Source organism: Marinomonas phaeophyticola (genome assembly GCF_026966905.1).
Taxonomy (GTDB): domain Bacteria; phylum Pseudomonadota; class Gammaproteobacteria; order Pseudomonadales; family Marinomonadaceae; genus Marinomonas; species Marinomonas phaeophyticola.
The window spans coordinates 112,199-137,203 of sequence record NZ_JAPUBN010000016.1; the positions used below are offsets into that span (position 1 = coordinate 112,199).

The window sequence follows — 25,005 nt, forward strand, 5'->3', positions numbered from 1 at the left end:
ACTTTAAACTGTTTGCTATTAGACTTTCTTAAAAAATGTGAATTCTCTAACATTAAGCGCCTGAGCTCAAGAAAAGCATAGGCTTTTCCAACATGTAATCGTATAATTTTGACCCATGAGTAAAGCAAAGAAGAAATCCACCAGTACAGGCACCATTGCCTTAAATAAACGTGCACGCCACGATTATTTTGTTGATACAAAATTTGAAGCCGGTTTATGCCTAGAAGGTTGGGAAGTAAAAAGCCTACGTGAAGGTAAAGCTCAGCTCGTTGATGCCTTTGTTATCATTCATCAGAATGAAGCGTGGCTGATCGGTGCTCGCATTACCCCACTTTTAAGCGCATCCACACATGTGGTATGTGACCCTCTACGTAAACGTAAGCTCTTGTTGAACCGCAAAGAGCTGGATAAAATTATCCAAGTCACTGAGCAAAAGGGTAAAACCTGTGCGGCGATGGCTCTTTATTGGAAGGGCAACCACATTAAATGTGAAGTCGCTCTAGTAACGGGTAAGCAAGATCATGACAAACGTAATACAGAGCGTGACCGGGATTGGGCACGAGATAAAGAAAGATTAATGAAACATAGTGCATAAACGCGCTATTTCAATCTTGCTGCTAGCGTAAACGGATGCTTTGCGCTAGAATCAGCCTACTTTTTGGGGGCGACATGGTTTCGACGTCGGTTACAAACCCAAAGGTGCATGTCGAGAGCGGTATGTGATCTCGTAAATCCCCCATACCATTTTAATAGTCGCAAACGACGAAAACTACTCTTTAGCAGCCTAAACCCCTGCTAAAGTGCTGTCCTCAGGTTGCTTGTAGCCAGAGAATCGACAGTATCATAAATTACGAGATGCTAACTGATGCCCCGCCTAGGGATAAGGTTCTAAGACTAAGTAGGCTCGCCATTAACACCCTGTCCTTCGGGCGGTTCGTGGTCAAATAATAGAAGTGACTATGCATGTAGAGCCGATGGCAGAGGACTGACGGACGGGGGTTCGATCCCCCCGCCTCCACCAAACACAAGAAAGGCCACCCTTAGGGGTGGCCTTTTTTATTGCCTAAAGCCTTGTTAATACTGGTTTTCAGGCTTAAAGCCTTATTTATTAGCTTGAATAACGTCTTGTATTGGATCGTATGTATTTGAACCGCATAAGAGATACCAAGTAACCATAAAGTATAGGTGTTGTATTTGTTTCTATTTATTGCTGATAATCAGAAAATTCCGAGACTAAAAAATCAAAGACTCGTCTGATTCGACGATTGGTTCGCAATTCATTGTGGGTAACTAGCCATAGATCTATAGTCACCAGCGGGAGGTCAGATATGGAAATCCGTTCAACGAGCGGCTCGTTATCTCCAATTGCTTCTATCGTGGCACTAATTGCCACTCCTCTTTTCACTAACTCCCACTGAACAATATGACTGTTTGAAATGACTGGAAAGTTTTTTTTACTTAGAGAAAGCCCCTGTGAATTAAGCAACTCCATAAGACGCCCCGAGTTATCCGTGTCAATGTAGTTCGCCTTGTTTAACTCATCGATTGATGGCGGGTTACCCAATTGCTGCAAATAACTTTTGGCAATGTAGAGATACCCTCGAACACGGCATAATCTTTTGGCAATCAACTCGGGCTGTGTTGGACGAACACTGCGGATAGCAATGTCAGCCTCTCTTCGGTTGAGATTACGCTCCTCGTTAGTGGAAAAAATTTTGATCTCAATGCCAGGTTCTAATTCCCTTAGGTTCTTGATCACGGGTGACAATAGGAATGTGGAGAAAAGTTCGGAAGCGGTAATGCTAACGTCACCCTCAATGGCGTCTGATTTACCCGAAGCAGATAAAGAAAATTGGTTGGCTGCATGCCCCATCAGTCGCACATGTTCTAGTAATTTGATGCCATTAGGCGTTAGTTCCAAGCCTCGGCCTCGTCTGGTAAATAGATCAAATCCTATTTCCCTTTCTAGCGCCGCCACTTGTCGCCCTAAAGTAGGCTGCGTCATTCCCATTGAACGAGCAGCCGCTGCCAAAGAGCCTTCCTCTGCTGTTACCAAAAAAGCTCGCGCACGGTTCCAGTCGAATGTTATTGATTTCCAATCCATACAAAAATGCATATCTGTTTTCAATATTTCATTATATTGATTCCATGAATGCATTGATAGAATTATAGACATTAAATAACTTTAACGGAATTAATGCATATGAAACTACCTACTATCGCACTGCTATTAGTCACACTATTACTCGGCGCATGTTCGAGTTTGATCCAAACAGCCTCCATTTCTGAAGCATATAAACACTATGATCGTCAGCAATACGACCGGACATTAGAACTGATCTCACAGGCAGAGAATGCAGAAGCTATGTCAGCTGAAACGAAAGCGGAATTGGTGTACTTAAAAGCAATGACCTACGAAGAGATGGGTGAGATCGAGACAGCTAACACGCTTTATGAGTACCTGACTAAAGAACATAGTAATTCACAATACGGGTATATGGCTGTCAAAAAATTGAATGGCCACTAATCAACTTTAATTATCCGTTTTAGCCAACTTCTAACCGAGATTTTACTTATGAAAGATATCATTGTTTGGGCAATACATACCCCTGCGGGAACGATTGCCTTAGTAGCAGCCGTTCTTGCCATGTTCGCTAAGAAAGGGAGTACACGACATAAGAAAGCAGGTTCCTGGTTTTCAGTATCAATGATGGCCATGCTGGTTTCAGGCATTGTAGCCGCTTACCTCAAAAACTCCATCGATGAGATGATGTTGAGTGCAATTGTCCTGTATACCGCATTTACCGCCTGGTTAACTGTGCATCATAAAAAGGATGAAACTGACGTTCTGGAATTAACGGCTCTGATATGGGTCATTGGCTTCGCCATTTTTGCATTTTTTCTCAGTATGGGTTGGCAAGAGGTTGAGACGCCTGTTGTCTATCTTGCTTGGAGTGTTTTGGCAGTTATGTGTGCACTGGGGGATATTCGCAACCTTTATTATGCTGGTCTTTCCGGTACTCAACGAATGATTCGGCATGTCTGGCGCATAGGCTTTACACTGATATGGGCTGCATTAGCATTCACCGACAAAATCGTAAAAATGATGGGCGCCAATGTTAAGAACATGCAGGAAGAGCAGGTGCTATTAATTGTAGCACCACCGACACTGCTCATACTGATCATGATTTTGTATTGGATAACGCAAATTTTGTTTTTTTCCCGAGAAAAATTTGCGACTCACGACAAGCCAATTAAATAAATGGTGACGACTAAAATTGGTCGAAATACGCTATTACCAATCAACGGCTACGCGCCCTAGGGTATTATCTTGTTAGATATTCCTTCATTTAATGGTGAAACGATCAATTTAACAACGCATATTTGATACACCAAACAATTAAAAGCGCTCAAAATACCAAACAAATATTTTTATAAATCAATACATTATTTTTTAAAGGGTTTTGTATTAGGTCATCGTCCCATATCCAGCAAAGAAAAAAAGCTTAGTGATGGACTTTTCTATTACCTTATACTGATCCACCTAGCACCTCACAAAATGGGGCACTATTGGGACTACGTAGCAACCAAGACCTCTAGAGAAAAACAGTACGAGTTAAGCTCGACTTTGATAGATTAGTATCGAGTATCACTTTCCTTAAGCAAACTTATAAATTCTTTCACTAGATAATTATTCTTTATCGTTGGTTGTGTCCAGGCGCCAATTTTAAATTCCCAAATAGGTTCAGATATGGGTATTTCTACTAGGCGATGATCCGCTATAGATTGAACTAGCTGACTAGAAATACAGAGTAACGCTTCGGTTTTCTTCATAGTTTCCATGACAGTGCTAATATAATCAGATTCTAGCAAAAGCCTGACAGGTTTAAGCCGCTCCCTTTCTAATAGATTATTAAACTTTTCCATAATCGATGTGGATTTTTGGAAACCGACCCATGGATACTCACAGAGTAATTGCAAACTTTTCTGCTTATGGTTCGCCATAGGGTGAAACCTATCCGCCATAATACAAATCCTATTGTTATAAATAGGGAAAAAAGACAATTGCTTAGAAAATGTATCTTCATAGGAGTCATTACCTCCTAACGCAACATCAATATCACCATTGATGAGACTTGGAAGGAGGTTAGCAATAGGTCCCGATAAAATTTCAACATTGATATGTGGGTGTCTAAGCAGAAAGTCCGGAATAATGGTATTTAACCTTTTCTCCCAAACAGGCCCAGCACCAATCCGTAAATACTCTTTATTGTTAAGTAGTCGCTCTATTTCAGACTGGGTACTGGCTAATTCTCTTTCCATTCTCAGTATGCTGTCCAAGAGAATTTGCCCCGCTGGAGTGAGCGTGACCCCTCTTCCGCCTCTTATCAATAACGGCGTTCCATAACGTTGCTCAAGCAATTGAATGCTTTTTGAAATCGCCGGTTGAGTGATCGCCAGCGCTTCACTCGCCATCGACATATTCCCATGTAAAACGACTTCTTTGAAATGTATCAACATTCTTTCCATTTGCTTATCCATTCAATAATTTTATCTTAATATAACTTTTTTTAATGACTTATATATAAAAATCGACAATTTAATAAAAAAACACTCAAAAAACAAAAAATCCATAAAAAAAACATATATCTATATCTGAAAACTAGATACTTTTTATATTACAAAATCGCCGTTATGGATTTCTTATGTCGAATATTGAGCAGACAAAATTACCCAACATCCTTATTTTTATGACAGATCAGCAAAGAGGAGATTCTGTACAGGATAAAGATATTGAGATGCCGCACCTGCGCGCATTAATGCAAGAAGGTATTACCTTTAATAGTACCTATAGCCCATCACCTCATTGCTGTCCGTCTAGAGCGTCTTTTTTTACCGCTCAATACCCTACTCAACATGAAGTATGGAACAACGTCTGCGTTCAAAATGCGCTTTCAAGAAAACTCAGCCCAGATGCTCAAGTATTCAGCGAAAAATTGGCGCAACAAAATTATGCCTTGTTTTTTGCTGGTAAATGGCATGTTTGCTATGAAACCGGACCGGAAGACCATGGTTTTCAAGAATTATTCGTCACTTCAAATAAGGAGTCCAAACTGGACCCCACAAGCCAGTCGATGGCGACAGGCTGGGATGCTTATAAGGTTATAGCAGAAGCACAAGCACGCTCATCTACAGCAGCAAGGCAGCCAGGAGAAATCATTCGTCCAGGCTACCCTAACTATGTACATTATGGAGTAGATGAGAACCCGTTTAACGATAGAGGTGTTGTTGATTCAGCCCTAGAACAGTTACAAAAACTACGTCAAAGAAGCGTCGAAGAAGCACAGCAACCATGGATGATGTATGTGGGTACACTGGGTCCACATGATCCCTACTTTGTGCCTCAAGAGTTTTTGGATAAATACCAAGACACTGACATCAGTCTAACAGCGATTCATAAGGATAAAATGTTAGACAAACCCACTTTAAATAGAAAGGTACAGGCACTTTTTAATCAGCTTTCCGATCAAGAAAAAATCGATTCGATACGTCACTATATGGCGTTTTGTACCTATGAAGACGCCCTTTTTGGTCTGATTGTGGAAGAGTTAAAAAAACACCCTGACTTCGATAACACTCTGATTATTTTCACCAGCGATCATGGTGACTACAAAGGCGAACATGGATTATGGTGCAAGGGGCTACCGGCTTTTAAAGGGGCATATCATATTCCGGCCGTTATGTATTGGAAGAACAAGATCGTTGCCCCCGGCGAGACAGGTGGACGATTTAATTTCACTTACCGATCTAGCCCCAACCGTATTAAGTGCCGCCGAGACTCACTTTGACTCTCCAACCGTTGGCAAAACCTTATTACCTTACCTACTTGAACAGCCGAATGAAGCTAGGGATTACCTTTATACCCAAACCAATGGCAACGAGATTTATGGGATTCAACGGGGCGTATTTAATCATCACTGGAAGTTAATACATAACACTTACGACAACGATGAACTATACGATTTAAAGACGGACCCAGACGAATTAATCAATTTAGCCCTTGATCCTGAATACCTGGACGTACGCAAAAGCCTATATCAAAAGCTATGGAAATTCGCTTATGACAATCAAGACAAAAATATTAACCCCTACATTTTTGTTGGTTTATCTGAGTTCGGACCTGCTTCAGCATTTATCTAATGTATTCACTGAATAAACCCAAAGAATATTTTAAAAGACACCACCCTTTTAAATAAAGGCTAAAACAAACAGTAAGTATTTATTAACTATTAATTATAGTGCTGAGAAAAACAAGAAGTAAGCACTTATTAACTTCCTATAACAAATATAAAAGGATACAAAATGAACGTTTGGACAATCACATCTTTTATAGGGTTTACCCTATTAGTTGCTGTTATTTCGTGGTGGTATACACGCAAAGAGGACTTAACAACAAGAGACGGTTTCTTTTTAGGAGGAAGAAGTCTTTCTGGCGTTTCCATTGGTTTTTCCATTCTACTGACCAACTGGTCCGCCGAACAGCTTATTGGCTTAAACGGGCAAGGCTATTCGGTTGGCTTGTCTAATATGGGTTGGGCGGTTACTGCAGCCATTGCTTTTGTTATCACTGCCATTGTTTTCCTACCTATGTTTATCAAAAAAGGCATCACCACCATTCCTGATTTTATTGAAGCTAGATTTGGTGGAACCGCTCGAAATTTTATTGCTTGGTTGTTTCTCATTAATGTCGCCGTTGTCTTTTTGCCAACCATTGTTTATGCCGGTGCATTAGGCATGAGTAAGATTTTCAATGTCGCTGATATCTTTGGTATCAATGAAGATTCTGCATTGCTTGTTTCTATTTTCTTTATTACCGTGATTGGTGGTATTTATGCCATCTTTGGTGGTCTTAAAGCAGTTGTTATTTCAGATACGATTAATGGCTTTGGTTTTTTCGTCGGCAGTATCTTTATCTTAATTATGGGACTGATTGCGCTAGGTTCTGGCAGTATGGCTAATGGTGTAGAGCACCTTATCGTTGATCACCCTCAGATGCTAAATGCCGTTACGTCTCCTAAAGTATCGGTTCCATTTGGGGCGATATTTACAGGCATGGTACTGATTAATATTTATTTTGTTTGTACGAATCAAATTATCATTCAACGAGCATTAGGGGCGAAAAGCGTTGCCGAAGGCCAAAAAGGGGTATTATTTGCAGGTGTTGTAAAAATAATCAGTATTTTAATCCTGATTGTGCCTGGCATTATTGCATTCCACCTATATGGCAATGAGAACATTCGCCCAGATGAAGCTTATCCCATTCTAACCAGCCGTCTATTACCGTCTTATATGGTGGGCTTTTTTGGCGCCGTATTGTTTGGAGCCATTATTTCTACGTTCAATTCAACAATAAACTCTTGTTCAACCATTTTTGCTATTAATATCTACACACCTCTCAAGAAAGGTGATGTAAGTAATCAACAAAGTGTCTCAGCTGGTCGTATTTTCGGGACAGGGTTGGCTATTTTCTCAGCCTTAGGCGCTCCCTTTATTCAATACGCACCTCAAGGCCTGTACTTGTTTATGCAGGAATTTAATGCGCTGTTTTCTATTCCAATGCTACTTATGGTTGTGGTGGCTATCTTCTTTAAAAAAGCCACAGTACAAACAACCATTTCAGGCATGCTGGTGTATATTGCTCTTTATTTATTTTTCAAATTTGGTTACACGGGCTGGGATCTACACTTCTTACATAAAACAGCCATCTATTTTTTCTGTGGTCTTGCGGTTACCCTATTGTTGACCCATTACTTCCCAAGTACCTCCGTTGAAGTAGAATCGCACAACACCGCTAAAGTAAATATAGAGAATTGGAAACACCTAAGAATAGCGTCCATCATGACTCTTGTACTCATGGTTGCAACCTACGTCATCGCGTCACCATTAGGCATTGTTGCGCCGATATCAGAGGTGCCAATGAACTTACTGTATATTACTCTGGCATCCATCGCGGCCGTTATCATCACCAATAGCGTGGTGAAAAAGGTTTCTCAAACTTATTTTTCATAACGAGTAGGATCGCAAAGTTGTCGTGAACCATCGTGACAACTTTGCCTCAATAGGTCATCGGCACCGGTTTGTCTTCTTAATGCTAGCAAGATGACAAACTAAGGTAGAAGATTTACTTCCAAACTCGACATTATGGCCCTAACTGTCTATAGTCGCCCTCTCCCGTGGTTGATGTTTATTTATGCAATAAATGTGTCATTTTTTATTGGCTCATCTCCTCACTATTCTTATCTTATTAATTCAATTCAGGACACTTTTTTGATCTCCACAGCAAACATCACCATGCAGTTTGGTGCGACCCCTTTATTTGAAAATATTTCCGTAAAATTTGGCAATGGTAACCGTTATGGTTTAATCGGCGCGAACGGTTGTGGCAAATCCACTTTCATGAAAATTTTAACCGGTGAACTGGTGCCAACCTCAGGTAACGTTTCCATCACTCCCGGTGAGAAAGTCGGCACACTTAGTCAGAACCAATTCGCATTCGAAGAATACACCGTCGTCGATGCCGTTATTATGGGGGATACGGCGCTGTGGAATGTAAAGCAAGAGCGTGACGCGATTTACGCTAACCCAGACATGTCAGAAGAAGACGGTATGCGTGCAGGCGAGTTAGAAGCTGAGTATGCCGAAATGGATGGTTACAGTGCGGAAAGTCGCGCTGGAGACATTCTCCTTGAAGCGGGTATAGATGAACCCGAGCATTTTTTACTAATGAGTCAAGTACCACCAGGTAGAAAATTACGAGTATTGTTAGCACAAGCGCTCTTTGCTAATCCAGATATTTTATTACTTGATGAGCCTACCAACAACTTGGATATCCATACTATTAGTTGGTTAGCGGATGTATTGAACCAACGTAAATGCACCATGGTGATTATTTCCCACGATAGGCACTTTTTGAACTCTGTGTGTACTCATATGGCAGACATTGATTACGGTGAATTACGCGTTTATCCAGGTAATTATGATTACTTCCTAGAGGCATCGTCATTAATACGCGAACAATTATTACTAGAAAACTCAAAGAAAAGTGCTGAGATCGACGAGTTACAAGCCTTTGTTAACCGTTTTTCTGCCAATGCGTCAAAGGCCAAACAAGCCAGTTCACGTGCGAAGAAGATGGATAAAATTGAATTATCTGAAGTGAAGTCTTCTAGCCGAATGACACCTTCAATTAGTTTAAAACAAGATAAAAGGTTACATCGCCAGGCCTTAATTCTGGAAGAGCTTAGCCACGGTTTTGAGGACGATCCTTTATTTACCAATGGCAGCCTAATTCTAGAGGCAGGCGCTAAACTTGCGGTTATTGGTGAAAATGGTGCGGGTAAAACCACCTTCTTACGTTGTTTAGTGGATGAACTTCAAGCCAATCACGGTTCTGTAAAATGGTCTGAGAATGCCGTTATTGGCTACTGTCCTCAAGATAGCAGCGCCGATTTTGATTCTGATATGACGCTGTTTGATTGGATGTCTTTGTGGCGTACGGCAAAACACGATGATTTAAAAGTGCGAGCCATGTTAGGCCGTTTACTCTTTACTGCGGATGATTTTAACAAGAAAGTCCGTGTGTGCTCCGGTGGTGAAAAGAACCGCTTGTTGTTTGGCAAACTGATGATGATGGATCTCAACGTACTCATTATGGACGAGCCAACAAACCATATGGATATGGAAGCCATTGAAGCTCTTAATAATGCCTTATTAGAATTTGATGGCACGCTTATTTTTGTTAGTCACGACAGACAGTTCGTCTCGTCTTTGGCGACTCGTATCGTCGAGATCAAAAATAAAGAAGTCATCGACTTTCAAGGTACTTACGATGAGTATTTAACGCACCACTGATCCTCTACTCAGAGCGATCAATCCTCAAAAAGGGCATCTATGAATTCAATCGTTGCCCTTTTTGAGAATGACTTTCTATCAAGGAACCTTGCTGGCTATCGTTCTCTTTCTTTTACTTCCCTTCTCTAAGGTAAATCCACCAGCACGCTTTTACCTCCGTATTGATGAACAGAATCATGGGCTCTCACTTCTACCCTTTGCAAACCCGTAGGTTTCTTGAATTGTAGTCCTCGGGTAAAAGGCTGTTCATTTTCATGAGGATGTAATAACACTCGAGTAGCTATAACCTCACCATCTTCATTCAATACTTCCCAACGATCTGCATAATGATCCCAACCACTGTCTTCGTGTAAAACGGTCGCCTGCATATTACATAAGGAGGCAGAACAATCCACATTCACTTTTATGATGTCTGCTTCTCCGGCTAGCGCATTAGCACCCCACAATAACAAGCTGAAACCAGCAAAAATACCTATTTTTATTGAACTTAACGTCTTTTCTACTCTCATTGTATCCACTCCCCTAATAAGTCAAATTAGTAATATCGATATTCATTTTAGTAATAAGAGGCGATTTTGCCCTCTTTCTTATGTTAATTTACCCATCTCATTTATTCCGTCTTATATCACTCAACTAAGTAGACTGTCATGCAACTAAACAATGTACTGCCATTGCAAAACTGGCTGAAATCCTACTCTAAAACATCGATGACCAATGATTTCATTGCTGGGATCATTGCCACTATTGTCATGGTTCCCCAAGGAATGGCTTATGCATTGTTGGCAGGTGTACCGGCGGAATACGGTTTATACTGTGCTATTTTACCCACGCTGCTTTACGCTTTATTGGGTAGCAGTCGCAGCTTATCTGTCGGGCCTGCGGCTTTGATCTCTATCATGGTGGCTAGTTCCATTGGTGCGCTTAATCCACAAACTGACGCTGAGTATCTACATTATGCCGTCAACATCTCTTTTTTAGCGGGTCTATTTTTAATCGCTATGAGGTTGTTTCGACTAGGCAGCATCACCAATTTCATCAGCATGCCGGTTGTCAGTGGCTTTACCAGTGCGTCTGCTATCATCATTACGGCTAGCCAACTGAAGCATATCGTTGGTATTCCAGTCGCGTCTGGACTCAGTTTTGACGAGACGCTTTGGCAGTTAGGAACACACATCGGAGAAATAAATTACACTACCTTGTTTGCGGGCATACTTTCCTGTTTTGCTCTTTGGTATTTCAAAGGTCACTTTCCAAAATTAGTTAAGAAGCTGGCTCTTCCGACGTGGCTAGATCAAGCGATTAGTAAAGCAGGCCCCATGTTTGTGGTATTAATTGGGGCGGTTTTAGTTGGTGTGTTTGATTTACATGAAACCGCAAACATCGCCATTGTTGGTTTAATTCCAGATGGCTTGCCTTCTTTGCAATTTGTCCCTGTAGACATCGCACTTTGGAAAAGCATTGCTTTACCTTCTTTCTTGATCGCTTTAATGTGTTTCGTCACCAGCATTACGGTCGGCACCAGCTTAGCCGGAAAACGCAAAGAGCGTATCGATGCAAACCAAGAATTATTAGCACTTGGGGCCGCCAATTTAGGGGCGGCATTTAGTGGCACCTTCGCATTAGCTGCGAGTATGAGTCGTTCTGCGGTGAATCATAGTGCCGGAGCAGAAACCACGATTGCCAGCATGGTATGTGCCTTAGGTGTACTACTTACATTGTTATTTTTAACACCGCTATTCTATTTTTTACCGCTTGTGGTATTAGGTGCCATCGTTATCATGTCAGTAAGCTCTCTTATTGAGTTTCATCAAATTCAGCGTTGCTGGAAGCTTAACAAAGCCGATGCTTACAGTCTGCTTGCCACCTTTATTACGGTATTGGTTTTTGGCATTGAAATTGGTATTTGCGTTGGTATTATTGGCTCAGTTATCCTGATTATTCACCGTGCTAGTCACCCTCATATCGCCATTGTAGGACGAGTAGGCAAAAGTGAGCACTTTCGGAATATAGAACGTCATGATGTGCATATCGATAAGCATGTACTCGCAATACGAGTCGATGAAAGTATTTATTTTTCAAACGTACAATGCATAGAAAACTTTGTCTTCGAAGCCTGCTATAAACGACCAGAAACACGCCATGTTGTGCTTATTTTTAGCTCCGTCAGTTTCGTCGATACCACGGCGGTTGATGCCTTAGATAATATGATAGGCAAGTTCAAAAATTTAAATGTACAACTGCATTTAGCCGAAGTAAAAGGTCCTGTCATGGACCAATTACAAGACTCACAGTTTGTAAGCGACTTAACCCCAGGGAAAATTTATTTCACAACAGATGAAGCACTCAAAAGCCTTACAACTTTGTAAGGCTTTTGCCCACTATAATAGTTTCATTGCTCTCATTTATTACAACTACAAAATGAAACAAAATTATCGAAATCTTAATTTTACGTGGTGGTAGTAAGCCACTATCATTGACCATACTTTTAGGATCTCCGTGGGCTTTTTCTTCTATGACAATTAATCAAATGATCAGTACGGTAATCGCCATTGTTGTGGCGACTACGATAACCTTATTCACAGTCACTCATATCAACCTTAATAGTAATGAAACCGCTATTAAGCAACAAATCAAACTGTCCAGCGCTGTCGCTACACTAAAAGATGCTCGCTATTACGTTGTTCAAGTACAGCAATTCCTCACAGACATAGGAGCAACACGTAGTAATGAAGCCTTGCCTGAAGCAAAAGCAAGCTTAGATGGCGCGATTAACAGTTTTGAACATCTCATAAAAATACTACCTGACCAACAAGAGCACATTAAAAAATTAGAACGCCAACTTAACATGGCTTATACCGCTGGTGTAAAAATGGGTGATGCCTATATTAATTTAGGCACCGAAGCGGGTAACAAGATGATGAAGGGAGATGGCGGACTAGATGATGAATCATCCAAACTCGCAGAGGAACTGGATAACCTCTCATTGAATTTAGAGAAAGAGCTCGACGAAAGTGCTGAAAAAGCACTCAAATCCATAGACAATGCTGGCTCTATTATCCTTGTGAGCCTGATCGTTTCGGCGGTATTAACTCTCATTTCCATTCTAATATTACGCCGTCGTATCTTACCTAATCTACATCGCTTAGATGAATCATTAAACAATATTGCCAGTGGTTCTCGTGACCTAACACTGCGTTTAAAAGAAGATGGCAATGATGAATTAACGGCTATAGCAAAATCTTTTAACCGCTTTATTTCTTCGATTAATGCATTGATTTTAGATACTCAGAATAAAGCCTTTAAACTGGCAGAAGAAGGTGAACAAATGAGTCAATCATCTCAGCAAACCAGTAAAGGAATGGCTTTATTAGAAGCAGAAACACAAAAAATTGCTGTTTCAATCGATGAAATGCAGCAAACTGTACATTATGTAACGGAAGGTGCTGTCCGTACAGCTGACTCAGCAAAACAATCTGATACAGATGCAACTCAAGTTGAAAAAATTGTTGGGGCAAGTGTCGCCTCAATCAGTCAACTAGCTAAAGATGTACAACAAGCTTCCGAAGCATTACTTTCTTTAGAAGAAAATACCGCCAATGTTGGTAGCATATTAGATGTGATTCGTGGCATTGCGGATCAAACCAATCTATTAGCGCTAAATGCCGCGATTGAAGCGGCAAGAGCAGGAGAATATGGTCGTGGGTTTGCGGTTGTTGCTGATGAAGTACGAACATTAGCACGTAGAACACAGGAATCGACAGAACAAATCCAAACTATGATCTCTCAGCTACAACAAGGTGCCCATGATGCGGTGACGGTGATGGCAAATAGCCGTACTCAAGCCGAAACTACGGTAGCAGAAGCCCATCAAGCCAGTGCAGCCTTATCACGTATTACTTTGGTAATTAATGACATATCAAGCATGGCTAATGAAATAGCCACGTCAATGGAGCAACAACATGCGGTTTCTGACAGCATCAATGATCGCATTCAATCGATTAGAAAATCAGCAGAAACAACCAGCGTGAATGCAGAGCAATCACGCTCAGCAAGTAAAGAAGTTCTTGGGTACTCTTCAGACCTTTCGAAAGCAATGGGAGCTTATAAGGTAAAATAAATAGAGATATTAAGGTCCAGTATTTTATTGTCAAAAATACACTTTTCTTAAACCTGGCTTAATGTGAGCATTAATTCAGGTTTTTTTTGTAAATCTGAATAAAAAACTAACAATATCAAGAATAAAAACTCATTATATAACCAACCTTGAATTTAATAACGTCAACACTATTATTATTTATGAGAACATCTAATCTGGTACTCATACGCAAGCTCACTTAACGGCATGCTATTTGATTCAAAGTCCTGTTTACGTTACTTTTTTATTAAATAAATTTTATGCTTTCGTCCTTTAAACTTAGGAGCATTACTGTTGAATACCTTACTCTGGCTTCCTTTGCTACCATTACTCGGTAGCTTGGTCCCTCTGTTAACCGCTCGTTACCATCGTAATGTCTGTGCCTTATTCACAGCTATTTTACCTTTTGTCTCTTTGCTCATTGTCCTTGAAATGACGCCCGATGTCTTGAACGGCGTCAATCATTATGCTTTTGCTGAATGGATCCCCCAACTAGGGCTCAATATTGCGTTTCGCCTTGATGGGTTATCTCTCTTATTTGCTATCTTGATTCTTGGAATTGGTCTGCTGGTAATCTTATACGCTCGCTACTATTTGTCTTCCAAAGACTCAATTGGCAAGTTTTACGCCTTCTTAATGCTGTTTATGTTTTCCATGTTAGGGGTGGTTTTATCCGATAACCTCTTACAAATGTGGATGTTTTGGGAGCTCACTAGCATCAGCTCCTTTTTATTAATTAGCTTTTGGGGGCATAAATCTGAAGCTCGTAGGGGGGCTAGGATGGCGCTTACCATTACCGGCGCCGGCGGCTTAGCGTTATTAGCAGGCATTATTATCATGGGCAATGTCATTGATAGCTATTCATTGCAAGTTGCTCTCGATAGCGGTGATATCATACGAGCACACAGTGCTTACCCTGTTATTCTAGTTTTGTTCTTGCTGGGCGCATTTACTAAATCTGCTCAATTCCCTTTTCATTTTTGGTTGCCCCATGCGATGGCCGCCCCAACCCCTGTCAGTGCCTACTTACATTCAGCAACCATGGTAAAAGCTGGTATTTTTTTAATGGCTCGTATGCATCCGGCATTAGCCGATACGGACCTGTGGTTTTTGATCGTGAGTTTAACCGGGTTAACGACTCTACTTTTAGGTGCGTACATAGCCTTATTTAAACACGACCTCAAAGGGCTTCTAGCCTACTCAACGATCAGTCATCTTGGCCTTATCACTTTATTACTGGGCTTAGATACCCGTTTATCTACTGTAGCCGCTCTTTTCCATATTATTAACCATGCCACATTCAAAGCCTCCCTATTTATGGCCGCAGGCATCATAGACCATGAGACAGGGTCTAGGGATATGCGTCAGTTGAATGGTTTATGGAAATATATGCCTCATACAGCAACACTGGCAATGGTGGCGGCGTCTGCCATGGCGGGAGTTCCCTTATTAAACGGCTTCCTATCAAAAGAGATGTTCTTCACTGAAACCCTACATCAAGAAGCCCTTGGTTCCCTTTCTTGGATGATTCCAGTACTCGCTACGATAGGTGCCGTCTTTGCGGTTGCTTATTCAACACGCTTCATCCACGATGTTTTCTTCAATGGGGAACCAATCAATTTACCTAAAACTCCCCACGAAGCCCCTCGTTACATGAGAGTTCCAGTAGAAATTCTAGTGGCCCTTTGCCTATTAGTCGGTATCTTTCCTGGCTTTATCGTGGGTGACTTACTGTATTCGGCGTCTTTAGCCGCTATCAATGGTCCAGTACCAGAATACAGCCTTTCTATTTGGCATGGTTTTAACTATCCATTATTAATGAGTTTTGTGGCGACTGCTGGCGGCTTAATTATTTATTACTACCGCCAGCCATTGTTTGCCTTTCAATCTAATTTTGCCGAGCCTGATGCGAAACAAATCTTTGAAGACGTTATGCAAAATATCATCCACCGTGTCACTGGATTTTATAACCTACTTGAAAACGGATCATTACAACGGTACAACTACCTATTAATCAGTTTAGCGGTGGTTATGATGGCCGCTCCTTTAATGGATCTAAGCTCTACCTTAGGACGTCGCCCTGAACTACCTTATACAATAGTCGATATAACAGCCGCTCTGTTACTGTCAGTTGGTGCACTAATGACGGTCATTTGCCATCGTAAACGCATGTTAGCCCTAATTACACTATCAATCGTTGGCTTTATTGTTTCTTTGGCATTTGCTCGATTCTCAGCACCAGATCTGGCGTTGACCCAGTTGTCAGTCGAAGTGGTTACGATTGTCTTGCTCATGTTATCTCTTTTTTTCTTGCCTCAGAAAGCACAGAAGCAATCAAACCCTCGACGCATCATTAGAGACTTGAGCCTATCCTCTATTGTAGGCGGCTTAATTGGGACAATTTGCTATGCATTACTGACCCGTCCACTTGAAAGCATTTCAGACTTTTTTATTGCAAATAGTAAAACAGGCGGAGGTGGAACCAATGTGGTCAATGTGATTCTAGTCGATTTCCGTGGATTTGATACCTTAGGAGAGATTACTGTACTCGGCATTGCCGCCTTGGGTATTTATAAATTAATTTCTAGAATGCGACTGTTTATGCCTAGTGGTGATCTGTATGGACGACCTTGGTCTAACGACGCCCACCCAATGATGCTGGCTGTCTTATCTCAAAGCTTATTGCCTATCGCCCTACTCGTATCGGCTTATATCTTTTTGCGTGGTCACAATATGCCTGGAGGCGGTTTTATCGCAGGTTTAATCACCTCCGTAGCTATTATTCAACAGTACATTGCCCATGGTGTGGATTGGATGAAACATAGAGTTAAGATTGATTATCAAATTCTTATCGGTAGCGGTATAGCAATTGCAACCTTAACAGGATTGGGTAGTTGGCTTTTTGATAGACCATTCCTAACTTCTTGGTTCGATTACTTCTATTTACCTATTGTAGGTAAATTCGAATTGGCCAGTGCCATGATGTTCGACCTAGGAGTCTATTTAACCGTTATCGGTGCAACTATGCTAATTCTGGCAAATCTTGGAAAACTCACCACCAGCGAACGCCCTATTCAGAAGGAGGAAGAATAATGGAAGGTATTTACGCTTTTTGTGTTGGCCTTTTAACCGCTTGCGGAATCTTCTTAACATTACGTGGACGGACATTTTCTGTTGTGCTTGGACTTACTATGATGTCCTATGCGGTCAATCTATTTCTGTTTGCAAGTGGGAGGCTCACTATTAACAGTGCGGCCATTTTAGGCCAATCTGATACCTATGCAGACCCTTTACCCCAAGCCCTAGTACTAACCGCTATTGTTATTGGTTTTGCCATGACGGCTTTCGTGGTTATCTTATCAATGAGAGCAAGAGCCGATTTAGGCAATGATCATGTCGATGGTAAAGATCCAAACGAAATCCCAACCGATATGTCACAAAGTAAAAAAGGAGAGCGAAACTAGATGCAACACTGGACAATTCTTCCCATATTGCTGCCCTTATTAGTTGCTTCGGTAATGCTACTACCTCCATTAGCATCCAGAATTAATTGGTTACGTATTGCGTCCGTTAGTACTTTATTAGTATTAACTATCATTGCTGCGATGCAAGTGGTTACTGTCATCGATCATGGCTCACAAATGTATGTCTTAGGTGGGTGGTCACCGCCTTTCGGGATCGCTTTAGTGGCCGATAAGATGTCATCTTTACTGGTGTTATTAACTTGCTTCTTAGCCCTTACTTGTATGATCTACGCTTGCGCTGGTCACGATAAAGGGGGCGAATATTTTCATCCTTTATTCCTCTTTCAAATCATGGGGATCAATGGCGCCTTTCTAACAGGGGATTTATTTAATCTATTTGTTTTCTTTGAAGTGCTCTTAATCGCATCTTATGCTTTGCTAGTCCATGCAGGAGGAAAAAATAAAACCCAAGCCGCTGTTCACTATGTCGTCATCAATTTACTCGGCTCAAGCCTTTTTTTGCTCGGATTAGGTATTCTATATGGAACGTTAGGCACCCTAAACATAGCGGATATGGCGGTTAAAATCAGCCAACTCCCTCAAAATGAAACCATTATCGCGAAAATTGGAGCCTTACTCTTATTAATCGTGTTTGGTTTAAAATCGGCCATGTTGCCCTTACAATTTTGGCTACCGAGAACCTATTCATCTGCAAGTGCTCCCGTTGCGGCGTTATTTGCCATTATGACTAAGGTTGGGATTTACAGCATTTTTCGTGTCTTCACTGTTATTTTTGGAGACGATGCGGGTGAACTGGCAAATTTTGCTTCAGATTGGTTATGGCCTTTGGCACTGCTCACTATCGCTATTGGTTCTCTAGGTGTCTTAGCCAGCCCAACAATTAAGCTACTTTCTGCAAACTTAGTGATTATTTCAGCAGGAACATTGCTTGTTGCCGCTGCGCTTCATACAGAATTAGCCACAGCAGGCGCCTTGTATTACCTCATTCATAGTACGTTAGTCACGGCTGGTTTGTTCTTGCTTGCTGACATCATTGCCAAACAAAGAGGACAAGCAGAAGATAGGTTGGTTAACGCTAGAGCGCTGGCACAACCAAGACTGATCGGGTTTGGGTTTGCTATTTTAGCATTAACCATCATTGGCATGCCGCCATTCTCAGGGTTCATAGGTAAAGTTATGATATTAAATGCGGCGGAATCTATGACAACACGGTTATGGATTTGGCCTGTTATTTTGATCAGTAGTTTGATTGCTTTAATTGCGTTTTCAAGATCGACATCTAGGCTATTCTGGAAGTCCCCTAATAACAAGAATACCCCGGATGAAAAAGCTCACCCTTATGAAATCACAGCAATTACAATGCTCATTTTAGGTGCACCCTTACTAGTCATATTTGGAGGACCAATTACCGACTATGTCATACAGGCTGCCGCTGATCTTCATGATATAAATGTGTCCGTGTATCCGCTTTTACCTGAGGTGTCGCTATGAGATATAAACCTTTTCGCTTGTTACCGATGCCTTTCCACAGCCTACTATTATTCTCTATTTGGCTATTATTAAACAACAGCGTCTCAGCAGGTCATTTATTATTAGCTTTTATCTTTGCTATTATTATCCCCTGGGGTGTTGCTAGTATGACAACTGAGCGCCCTCGAATTCAAAAACCTATGCTTGCCGTTTCCTATGTGTTTCTTGTCTTAAAGGACATCGTTAGTGCCAATTTTACGGTGGCCCTGTTAGTACTCGGTCCACTTAAAAACTTATCTCCAGGCTTTGTAGCCATTCCATTGGATATTGAATCGGAATTGGGTATCACTCTACTGGCAAGTACCGTGTCGTTAACACCAGGAACAGTGAGTGCAGAAATATCAGAAGATCAAAAATGGTTATATGTGCACGCTCTCCATTTGGAAGATGCTGAAGAGCTTATTCAAGAAGTCAAATCACGCTACGAGAAGCCGTTAAAGGAGATATTTGGATGCTAGATTTCGCCATAAAAATAGTCGCGCTTACTTTATGCATCGCATTATTATTGAATCTATATCGATTACTAGTGGGCCCAAAGCTCCCTGATCGAATTTTAGCGTTAGATACTTTATTTATTAACGGCATAGCTCTCATCATGCTCTATGGTATCGCCATTGAGAATGCCATATATTTTGAAGCGGCATTATTAATTGCCATGCTTGGTTTCGTAAGCACATCTGCACTGTGTAAATACTTACTTCGTGGCGACATTATAGAATAATAGGATTAATATGAACTTTTTCGTAGAAGCAGCTGCCGCCTCTCTATTAATATTTGGAGGTATTTTTTTACTCATTGGCTCGATCGGTTTAGCTCGATTGCCAGATATTTATACCCGGTTACATGCCCCAACAAAAGCCACAACATTGGGCATTGCCGGAGTACTCGTTGCATCCTGCATTATTCAAACCAATCGACAAGGTAGCTTATCCATTAATGAATGGCTAATTACTTTATTCTTAATGATTACAGCACCTGTTGCAGCCAATATGATTGCTAAGGCTGCTTTACATCACGACATAGAGCCTATCCATAGAACCCAAGGAAAAGAGCTTATGAAGACCGCTAGAGAGCGTCAGGCACCTACAGCACAAGCTCCTGAAGATAAAAAATAATCCCAAACTGATGAACTTTCCTACCTCCTCATAGTCCTATAAAGGATTACAATCCTATGAGGCGTAGGCATGAAGTTCTTGTTATTTATTATATTAAACAGTCTTGTTTTATCTAATCTATGGGCGGCTCCAGCAAAAGATTTAGATAAGCAATGGGCTGCTTTTTCACAAACATCTACACTCTCAGTTTCCCATGATAAATGGCAAGCTATCTTAGACCGTTACTTAACTACAACACCTGATGAGCAAACCTTCTTCTCCTATTCTAAAGTAACCAGTGAAGATCATAAACTCCTTAAAAGCTATGTAAGCGACCTTACCACAATAGCCCCAGAGCAACTTACTAGGATCCAACAGAAAGCGTATTGGATTAATCTGTATAACGCGAAAACGGTTGATCTAATCCTAGATAATTATCCAACAAAAAGTATCACCAAATTAGGTCAAGGCTTCTTTTCTTTTGGTCCTTGGGATGACAAAGTATTAACCATAAATGATAAAAAAATCACTCTAAATGATATAGAACATCGTATTTTACGCCCTATTTACAACGACGCTCGCATCCATTATGCCGTTAATTGTGCTTCCTATTCCTGCCCTAACTTAGCGGCGCACGCTTATACAGCGGAGAATACCGAACAGCTCTTAGACAAGGGAGCAGAACAGTACATCAATCACCCTAGAGGCGTGCTAGTAACCGATGAAGGACTAAAGCTCTCGACGATATATTCTTGGTATCAAGTGGATTTTGGAGGCAATGAACAAGACCTCATCAAGCATTTATCTCTCTATGCTAAGCCTAAGCTCAAAGAGGCCTTAAGTATGGTAACTGGTAAAATAGAATATGTTTACAATTGGGATTTAAACGAAATTAAGTAACATAAAAAAGGCGAAACAACCAACAAAGTTATTTCGCCTTCATCATACAGACGGTTATTACTAATCTAGCTTATCACGACACTCGAAATATAATAAACAATGGCATAACCAATAGTATAAGAAATCAATAATGCAAAACTATAACGTGAGTAAGATCCAAAAGTTAGGCCATCAACTTTACTCATAGCAACAATCCCTGCCGCAGAACCAATTACCAATAAAGATCCACCCACACCAACAGCATAGGTTAATGCCAACCAATCAGCACTCGACATCACAATACCCGCCTTCAAGAGAGCCGCAGTTAAAGGCACGTTATCAATTGCTGCAGATAAAATCCCCATTAAATAACTAGCTGCAAATGGAGGCAATACTTCATACAACTGTACAAACGAATCCAATACATCTATTTCTTTAAGCATTCCAACCAACAGCAGAATACCAAGGAAGAATAGTAAAGTTTCAAACTCGATAACTCGTATATATTCTAAAATAGGATCCGCTTCAATATCTTCATTGAAGAAGCGAGCAATCAAAAACATAGACGACATACCAAACAAGAAAGTCAGTACAGGAGGAATGTTAAATAATACATTACCTATAATTGTTCCAATGATAGTAGTCAAAAACACGACGGCAATAGCAATATCCACCTTGCGGACATCTGTCCGGTGAATTTGTACTTCTACCATCTCGTTCATTCCACGTGCTTGCATGCAAGTAAGTACTAATACAGCAATAAAAGCAGGAATAGACAATAATAGTAAATCAATGATACTGACCTTCTCTGCAAGGAATATCATCAATGTTGTAACATCACCGGTAATAAGTGCAACGCCACCAGAGTTAACAGAGAAGACAACGAGTGTAGCAAAGCGAATCGTTTTTTTACGACTCAGATTAAGCGATAAAATCAATGTCACAGACACCAAGGTTGCCGTTATATTATCGGCAAGTGATGAAAAGACAAAACAAAAAATTGCAGTCAGAAAAAGTAATGACCTCTCACTAATTCGCTTTGGTAAGAACAGATAGATCAAATTTTCTATCATGCCTTTCTTATTTAGATAAGCGACAAATGTCATAGCAGATACTAGAAAGAGCCATAGACCCGCTATTTCAGAAATATTTTCTTGAAAGCCCTCCATCACCTTTTCACCATCTGCACCATTACCGTGAAAAACAAACAGTAAAAGCCATGAGATAGTACCTAAAAATAAAGTCACTTTGGCCTTATTTATATGAATGACATCCTCTAGCACAACACCGAGTAAGGCCACGACAGCCATACCAATTAGCACCATTTGTAAAACCACTGGCATTTTCACATCCTCTGATTAAAGTTAAAGCTTCGATTCTAAAAATTACGCTATTCTACAAAGGTTATGATCTCTCTAACAGTTAACATATCGAAGAAATGAAAATTAATGACGTTTTGATGTTGATTTCAACTATTTGATATGAACACATATCGATTACTAATAGGGAGTGATTCTTATGTAATGTCGGCATTTATGCCAACAAAAAGAGGCTCATCAGGATAAGTTGATTAGTTACTCTTGAAGAACAATACAGGTCGGAGCTTATTACGCACACACATTGTCGGTCTGAAGTCGCCATTAATCCCAACAGGAGATGTAAGTCGGGATTCATCCCGACAAAAAGTATCATGTTAGTCGATATAGGTATGCTGTGTGGCATTATTGTTGGCCTAAAGGCCAACCTACGGGAGATGTAAGTCGGGATTCATCCCGACAAAAAGTATCATGTTAGTCGATATAGGTATGCTGTGTGGCATTATTGTTGGCCTAAAGGCCAACCTACGAGAGATGTAAGTCGGGATTCATCCCGACAAAAAAGTGTCATGTTAGTCGATATAGGTATGCTGTGTGGCATTATTGTTGGCCTAAAGGCCAACCTACAGACGAAAAAAAACCCTGACTGCGTGAGCAATCAGGGCTTTCTAAATAAAACTTGACGACGACCTACTCTCACATGGCGAATGCCACACTACCATCGGCGATGACGCTTTTCACTTCTGAGTTCGGGATGGGATCAGGTGGTTCAACGTCTCTATGATCGTCAAGCAAACGGGTTGCGTTCGTTCTGAGTGTCTGTGTTAAGCCGTTAAGCCTAATCCAGTCATGTTCACTCACAACACGCCAATACGTGCTTGAATCTTTAACAATGCTTTTTTTGAAATAGCGATAACCAAGTATCAAACCAGCACATCATTGCTGATGCTGTCGTAATCTGTGTCTCTATGATCTTTTCATGATGCCGTTTGACCCTTCTCTTTACGAGTTTTCTCAGTCTCTCTTTATCACTCAAAACCACTTTGGTGTTATATGGTCAAGCCTCACGAGCAATTAGTATTGGTTAGCTCAATGCCTCACAGCACTTACACACCCAACCTATCAACGTCGTAGTCTTCAACGGCTCTTTAGGGGACTTATGTCCCAGTGAGATCTCATCTTGAGGGAGGCTTCCCGCTTAGATGCTTTCAGCGGTTATCCCGTCCGAACATAGCTACCCGGCAATGCCACTGGCGTGACAACCGGAACACCAGAGGTTCGTCCACTCCGGTCCTCTCGTACTAGGAGCAGCTCCTCTCAAATCTCAAACGTCCACGGCAGATAGGGACCGAACTGTCTCACGACGTTCTAAACCCAGCTCGCGTACCACTTTAAATGGCGAACAGCCATACCCTTGGGACCGGCTTCAGCCCCAGGATGTGATGAGCCGACATCGAGGTGCCAAACACCGCCGTCGATGTGAACTCTTGGGCGGTATCAGCCTGTTATCCCCGGAGTACCTTTTATCCGTTGAGCGATGGCCCTTCCATACAGAACCACCGGATCACTAAGACCTACTTTCGTACCTGCTCGACGTGTCTGTCTCGCAGTTAAGCGCGCTTTTGCCTTTACACTCTACGCATGATTTCCGACCATGCTGAGCACACCTTCGTGCTCCTCCGTTACTCTTTGGGAGGAGACCGCCCCAGTCAAACTACCCACCACACAGTGTCCTCGATCCCGATAAGGGACCTGAGTTAGAACCTCAAACATACCAGGGTGGTATTTCAAGTTTGGCTCCACTAGAACTGGCGTCCTAGTTTCAAAGCCTCCCACCTATCCTACACAAGTAGGTTCAAAGTTCACTGTGAAGCTATAGTAAAGGTTCACGGGGTCTTTCCGTCTAGCCGCGGATACACAGCATCTTCACTGCGATTTCAATTTCACTGAGTCTCGGGTGGAGACAGTGTGGCCATCGTTACGCCATTCGTGCAGGTCGGAACTTACCCGACAAGGAATTTCGCTACCTTAGGACCGTTATAGTTACGGCCGCCGTTTACTGGGGCTTCGATCAAGAGCTTCGCTTACGCTAACCCCATCAATTAACCTTCCAGCACCGGGCAGGCGTCACACCCTATACGTCCACTTTCGTGTTTGCAGAGTGCTGTGTTTTTAATAAACAGTCGCAGCCACCTGGTATCTTCGACCGATCAATGCTTACGGAGTAAATCCTTCACACTAACCGGCGCACCTTCTCCCGAAGTTACGGTGCCATTTTGCCTAGTTCCTTCACCCGAGTTCTCTCAAGCGCCTTGGTATTCTCTACCTGACCACCTGTGTCGGTTTGGGGTACGGTTCATGTATATCTGAAGCTTAGAAGTTTTTCCTGGAAGCATGGCATCAACTACTTCGTCCAAAAGAGGACTCGTCATCAGTTCTCGGTCTTAAGAGGGCCCGGATTTACCTAAGCTCTCAACCTACCACCTTAAACACGGACAACCATCGCCGTGCTAGCCTAGCCTTCTCCGTCTCTCCATCGCAATATACATAAGTACAGGAATATTAACCTGTTTCCCATCGACTACGCATTTCTGCCTCGCCTTAGGGGCCGACTCACCCTGCCCTGATTAGCATGGGACAGGAAACCTTGGTCT

Annotated in this window: 20 protein-coding genes, 2 rRNA genes and 1 other RNA gene; 17 read left to right on the plus strand and 6 right to left on the minus strand. The window is 41.6% G+C overall.

Features of this window, described 5'->3' with window-relative positions:
- Window positions 1-115 precede the first annotated feature (115 nt).
- Both smpB and ssrA read left to right on the plus strand, forming a co-directional pair.
- Window positions 116-595, plus strand: coding sequence for an SsrA-binding protein SmpB (gene smpB, locus O1D97_RS11105; RefSeq protein ID WP_269125596.1), 480 nt, complete (start codon window positions 116-118; stop codon window positions 593-595).
- A 65-nt stretch (window positions 596-660) separates the two neighbouring features.
- Window positions 661-1,021: a transfer-messenger RNA gene (ssrA, locus tag O1D97_RS11110) on the plus strand.
- Window positions 1,022-1,204: 183 nt separating this feature from the next.
- Here ssrA and O1D97_RS11115 read toward each other — a convergent pair.
- On the minus strand, window positions 1,205-2,176 hold the full coding sequence (locus O1D97_RS11115; protein WP_269125598.1) for a LysR family transcriptional regulator: 972 nt from the start codon (window positions 2,174-2,176) through the stop codon (window positions 1,205-1,207).
- 27 nt (window positions 2,177-2,203) lie between these two features.
- Here O1D97_RS11115 and O1D97_RS11120 point away from each other — a divergent pair, with 27 nt between their 5' ends.
- Window positions 2,204-2,527 (plus strand): hypothetical protein, encoded by a 324-nt coding sequence (locus tag O1D97_RS11120; protein ID WP_269125600.1) that lies wholly within the window; start codon window positions 2,204-2,206, stop codon window positions 2,525-2,527.
- A 48-nt stretch (window positions 2,528-2,575) separates the two neighbouring features.
- Window positions 2,576-3,262: a hypothetical protein gene (locus tag O1D97_RS11125; RefSeq protein ID WP_269125602.1), complete on the plus strand. Its 687-nt coding sequence runs from the start codon at window positions 2,576-2,578 to the stop codon at window positions 3,260-3,262.
- Window positions 3,263-3,636: 374 nt separating this feature from the next.
- On the opposite strand, the gene O1D97_RS11130 is transcribed toward O1D97_RS11125, so the two are convergent.
- Window positions 3,637-4,530 (minus strand): LysR family transcriptional regulator, encoded by an 894-nt coding sequence (locus O1D97_RS11130; RefSeq protein ID WP_269125604.1) that lies wholly within the window; start codon window positions 4,528-4,530, stop codon window positions 3,637-3,639.
- Between the two features lie 176 nt (window positions 4,531-4,706).
- Between O1D97_RS11130 and O1D97_RS11135 the strand changes: the two genes are divergently transcribed.
- From O1D97_RS11135 to O1D97_RS11150, 4 genes are all read left to right on the plus strand, one after another.
- A complete protein-coding gene (locus tag O1D97_RS11135) occupies window positions 4,707-5,849 on the plus strand; it encodes a sulfatase-like hydrolase/transferase (protein ID WP_269125606.1) in 1,143 nt (380 codons plus the stop codon).
- Window positions 5,782-6,201 carry a sulfatase/phosphatase domain-containing protein gene (locus O1D97_RS11140; RefSeq protein ID WP_269125608.1) on the plus strand — a complete coding sequence of 140 codons (420 nt, stop codon included), beginning with the start codon at window positions 5,782-5,784 and terminating at the stop codon, window positions 6,199-6,201. The genes O1D97_RS11135 and O1D97_RS11140 overlap by 68 nt, the downstream gene beginning before the upstream one ends.
- Before the next feature lie 162 nt (window positions 6,202-6,363).
- Window positions 6,364-8,070 (plus strand): solute:sodium symporter family transporter, encoded by a 1,707-nt coding sequence (locus O1D97_RS11145; protein ID WP_269125610.1) that lies wholly within the window; start codon window positions 6,364-6,366, stop codon window positions 8,068-8,070.
- A 258-nt stretch (window positions 8,071-8,328) separates the two neighbouring features.
- Window positions 8,329-9,912, plus strand: a complete 1,584-nt coding sequence (locus O1D97_RS11150; RefSeq protein ID WP_269125611.1) for an ABC-F family ATPase — start codon at window positions 8,329-8,331, stop codon at window positions 9,910-9,912.
- Window positions 9,913-10,037: 125 nt separating this feature from the next.
- On the opposite strand, the gene O1D97_RS11155 is transcribed toward O1D97_RS11150, so the two are convergent.
- A complete protein-coding gene (locus O1D97_RS11155) occupies window positions 10,038-10,421 on the minus strand; it encodes a hypothetical protein (RefSeq protein WP_269125612.1) in 384 nt (127 codons plus the stop codon).
- Between the two features lie 138 nt (window positions 10,422-10,559).
- On the opposite strand from O1D97_RS11155, the gene O1D97_RS11160 reads away from it, so the two are divergent.
- The 9 genes from O1D97_RS11160 (at window position 10,560) to O1D97_RS11200 (ending at window position 21,056) form a co-directional block, all read left to right on the plus strand.
- Window positions 10,560-12,278, plus strand: a complete 1,719-nt coding sequence (locus O1D97_RS11160) for a SulP family inorganic anion transporter (RefSeq protein ID WP_269125613.1) — start codon at window positions 10,560-10,562, stop codon at window positions 12,276-12,278.
- Window positions 12,279-12,424: 146 nt separating this feature from the next.
- Window positions 12,425-14,029, plus strand: coding sequence for a methyl-accepting chemotaxis protein (locus O1D97_RS11165; RefSeq protein ID WP_269125614.1), 1,605 nt, complete (start codon window positions 12,425-12,427; stop codon window positions 14,027-14,029).
- A 312-nt stretch (window positions 14,030-14,341) separates the two neighbouring features.
- The gene (locus O1D97_RS11170; protein WP_269125615.1) at window positions 14,342-17,140 is read left to right on the plus strand and encodes a monovalent cation/H+ antiporter subunit A; all 2,799 of its coding nucleotides are present in this window, start codon (window positions 14,342-14,344) and stop codon (window positions 17,138-17,140) included.
- Complete coding sequence (locus O1D97_RS11175) at window positions 17,140-17,511, plus strand: Na+/H+ antiporter subunit C (protein WP_269125616.1); 372 nt, start codon at window positions 17,140-17,142, stop codon at window positions 17,509-17,511. The genes O1D97_RS11170 and O1D97_RS11175 overlap by 1 nt, the downstream gene beginning before the upstream one ends.
- Entirely contained in the window at window positions 17,512-19,023 is a 1,512-nt protein-coding gene (locus tag O1D97_RS11180; RefSeq protein WP_269125618.1) for a monovalent cation/H+ antiporter subunit D, read from the plus strand. It begins immediately after the preceding gene.
- On the plus strand, window positions 19,020-19,520 hold the full coding sequence (locus O1D97_RS11185) for a Na+/H+ antiporter subunit E (protein WP_269125619.1): 501 nt from the start codon (window positions 19,020-19,022) through the stop codon (window positions 19,518-19,520). Before O1D97_RS11180 ends, O1D97_RS11185 begins: the two co-directional genes overlap by 4 nt.
- The gene (locus O1D97_RS11190; protein ID WP_269125620.1) at window positions 19,514-19,783 is read left to right on the plus strand and encodes a K+/H+ antiporter subunit F; all 270 of its coding nucleotides are present in this window, start codon (window positions 19,514-19,516) and stop codon (window positions 19,781-19,783) included. The genes O1D97_RS11185 and O1D97_RS11190 overlap by 7 nt, the downstream gene beginning before the upstream one ends.
- A 10-nt stretch (window positions 19,784-19,793) precedes the next feature.
- A complete protein-coding gene (locus O1D97_RS11195; protein WP_269125621.1) occupies window positions 19,794-20,177 on the plus strand; it encodes a Na+/H+ antiporter subunit G in 384 nt (127 codons plus the stop codon).
- Between the two features lie 69 nt (window positions 20,178-20,246).
- Window positions 20,247-21,056: a DUF547 domain-containing protein gene (locus O1D97_RS11200; RefSeq protein ID WP_269125622.1), complete on the plus strand. Its 810-nt coding sequence runs from the start codon at window positions 20,247-20,249 to the stop codon at window positions 21,054-21,056.
- 65 nt (window positions 21,057-21,121) lie between these two features.
- Here the strand turns inward: O1D97_RS11200 and nhaD are convergent, their stop codons facing one another.
- The 3 genes from nhaD to O1D97_RS11215 all read right to left on the minus strand — a co-directional run.
- Window positions 21,122-22,378: a sodium:proton antiporter NhaD gene (nhaD, locus tag O1D97_RS11205; protein WP_269125623.1), complete on the minus strand. Its 1,257-nt coding sequence runs from the start codon at window positions 22,376-22,378 to the stop codon at window positions 21,122-21,124.
- A 650-nt stretch (window positions 22,379-23,028) separates the two neighbouring features.
- Window positions 23,029-23,143: ribosomal RNA gene (gene rrf / locus O1D97_RS11210) — 5S ribosomal RNA — on the minus strand.
- Window positions 23,144-23,404: 261 nt separating this feature from the next.
- Window positions 23,405-25,005 (minus strand): 23S ribosomal RNA (locus O1D97_RS11215); the annotation flags it as partial.

Bases quoted from the DNA above. Each gene is read 5' to 3' on its own strand.
- O1D97_RS11190 (WP_269125620.1), top strand. From the start codon at position 19,514: ATGCTAGATTTCGCCATAAAAATAGTCGCGCTTACTTTATGCATCGCA.
- O1D97_RS11145 (WP_269125610.1), top strand. From the start codon at position 6,364: ATGAACGTTTGGACAATCACATCTTTTATAGGGTTTACCCTATTAGTT.
- O1D97_RS11180 (WP_269125618.1), top strand. From the start codon at position 17,512: ATGCAACACTGGACAATTCTTCCCATATTGCTGCCCTTATTAGTTGCT.
- O1D97_RS11160 (WP_269125613.1), top strand. From the start codon at position 10,560: ATGCAACTAAACAATGTACTGCCATTGCAAAACTGGCTGAAATCCTAC.
- O1D97_RS11130 (WP_269125604.1), bottom strand. From the start codon at position 4,530: ATGGAAAGAATGTTGATACATTTCAAAGAAGTCGTTTTACATGGGAAT.
- O1D97_RS11120 (WP_269125600.1), top strand. From the start codon at position 2,204: ATGAAACTACCTACTATCGCACTGCTATTAGTCACACTATTACTCGGC.
- O1D97_RS11185 (WP_269125619.1), top strand. From the start codon at position 19,020: ATGAGATATAAACCTTTTCGCTTGTTACCGATGCCTTTCCACAGCCTA.
- O1D97_RS11155 (WP_269125612.1), bottom strand. From the start codon at position 10,421: ATGAGAGTAGAAAAGACGTTAAGTTCAATAAAAATAGGTATTTTTGCT.
- smpB (WP_269125596.1), top strand. From the start codon at position 116: ATGAGTAAAGCAAAGAAGAAATCCACCAGTACAGGCACCATTGCCTTA.
- O1D97_RS11125 (WP_269125602.1), top strand. From the start codon at position 2,576: ATGAAAGATATCATTGTTTGGGCAATACATACCCCTGCGGGAACGATT.
- O1D97_RS11175 (WP_269125616.1), top strand. From the start codon at position 17,140: ATGGAAGGTATTTACGCTTTTTGTGTTGGCCTTTTAACCGCTTGCGGA.
- O1D97_RS11115 (WP_269125598.1), bottom strand. From the start codon at position 2,176: ATGTCTATAATTCTATCAATGCATTCATGGAATCAATATAATGAAATA.
- O1D97_RS11195 (WP_269125621.1), top strand. From the start codon at position 19,794: ATGAACTTTTTCGTAGAAGCAGCTGCCGCCTCTCTATTAATATTTGGA.
- O1D97_RS11135 (WP_269125606.1), top strand. From the start codon at position 4,707: ATGTCGAATATTGAGCAGACAAAATTACCCAACATCCTTATTTTTATG.
- nhaD (WP_269125623.1), bottom strand. From the start codon at position 22,378: ATGCCAGTGGTTTTACAAATGGTGCTAATTGGTATGGCTGTCGTGGCC.
- O1D97_RS11165 (WP_269125614.1), top strand. From the start codon at position 12,425: ATGACAATTAATCAAATGATCAGTACGGTAATCGCCATTGTTGTGGCG.
- O1D97_RS11200 (WP_269125622.1), top strand. From the start codon at position 20,247: ATGAAGTTCTTGTTATTTATTATATTAAACAGTCTTGTTTTATCTAAT.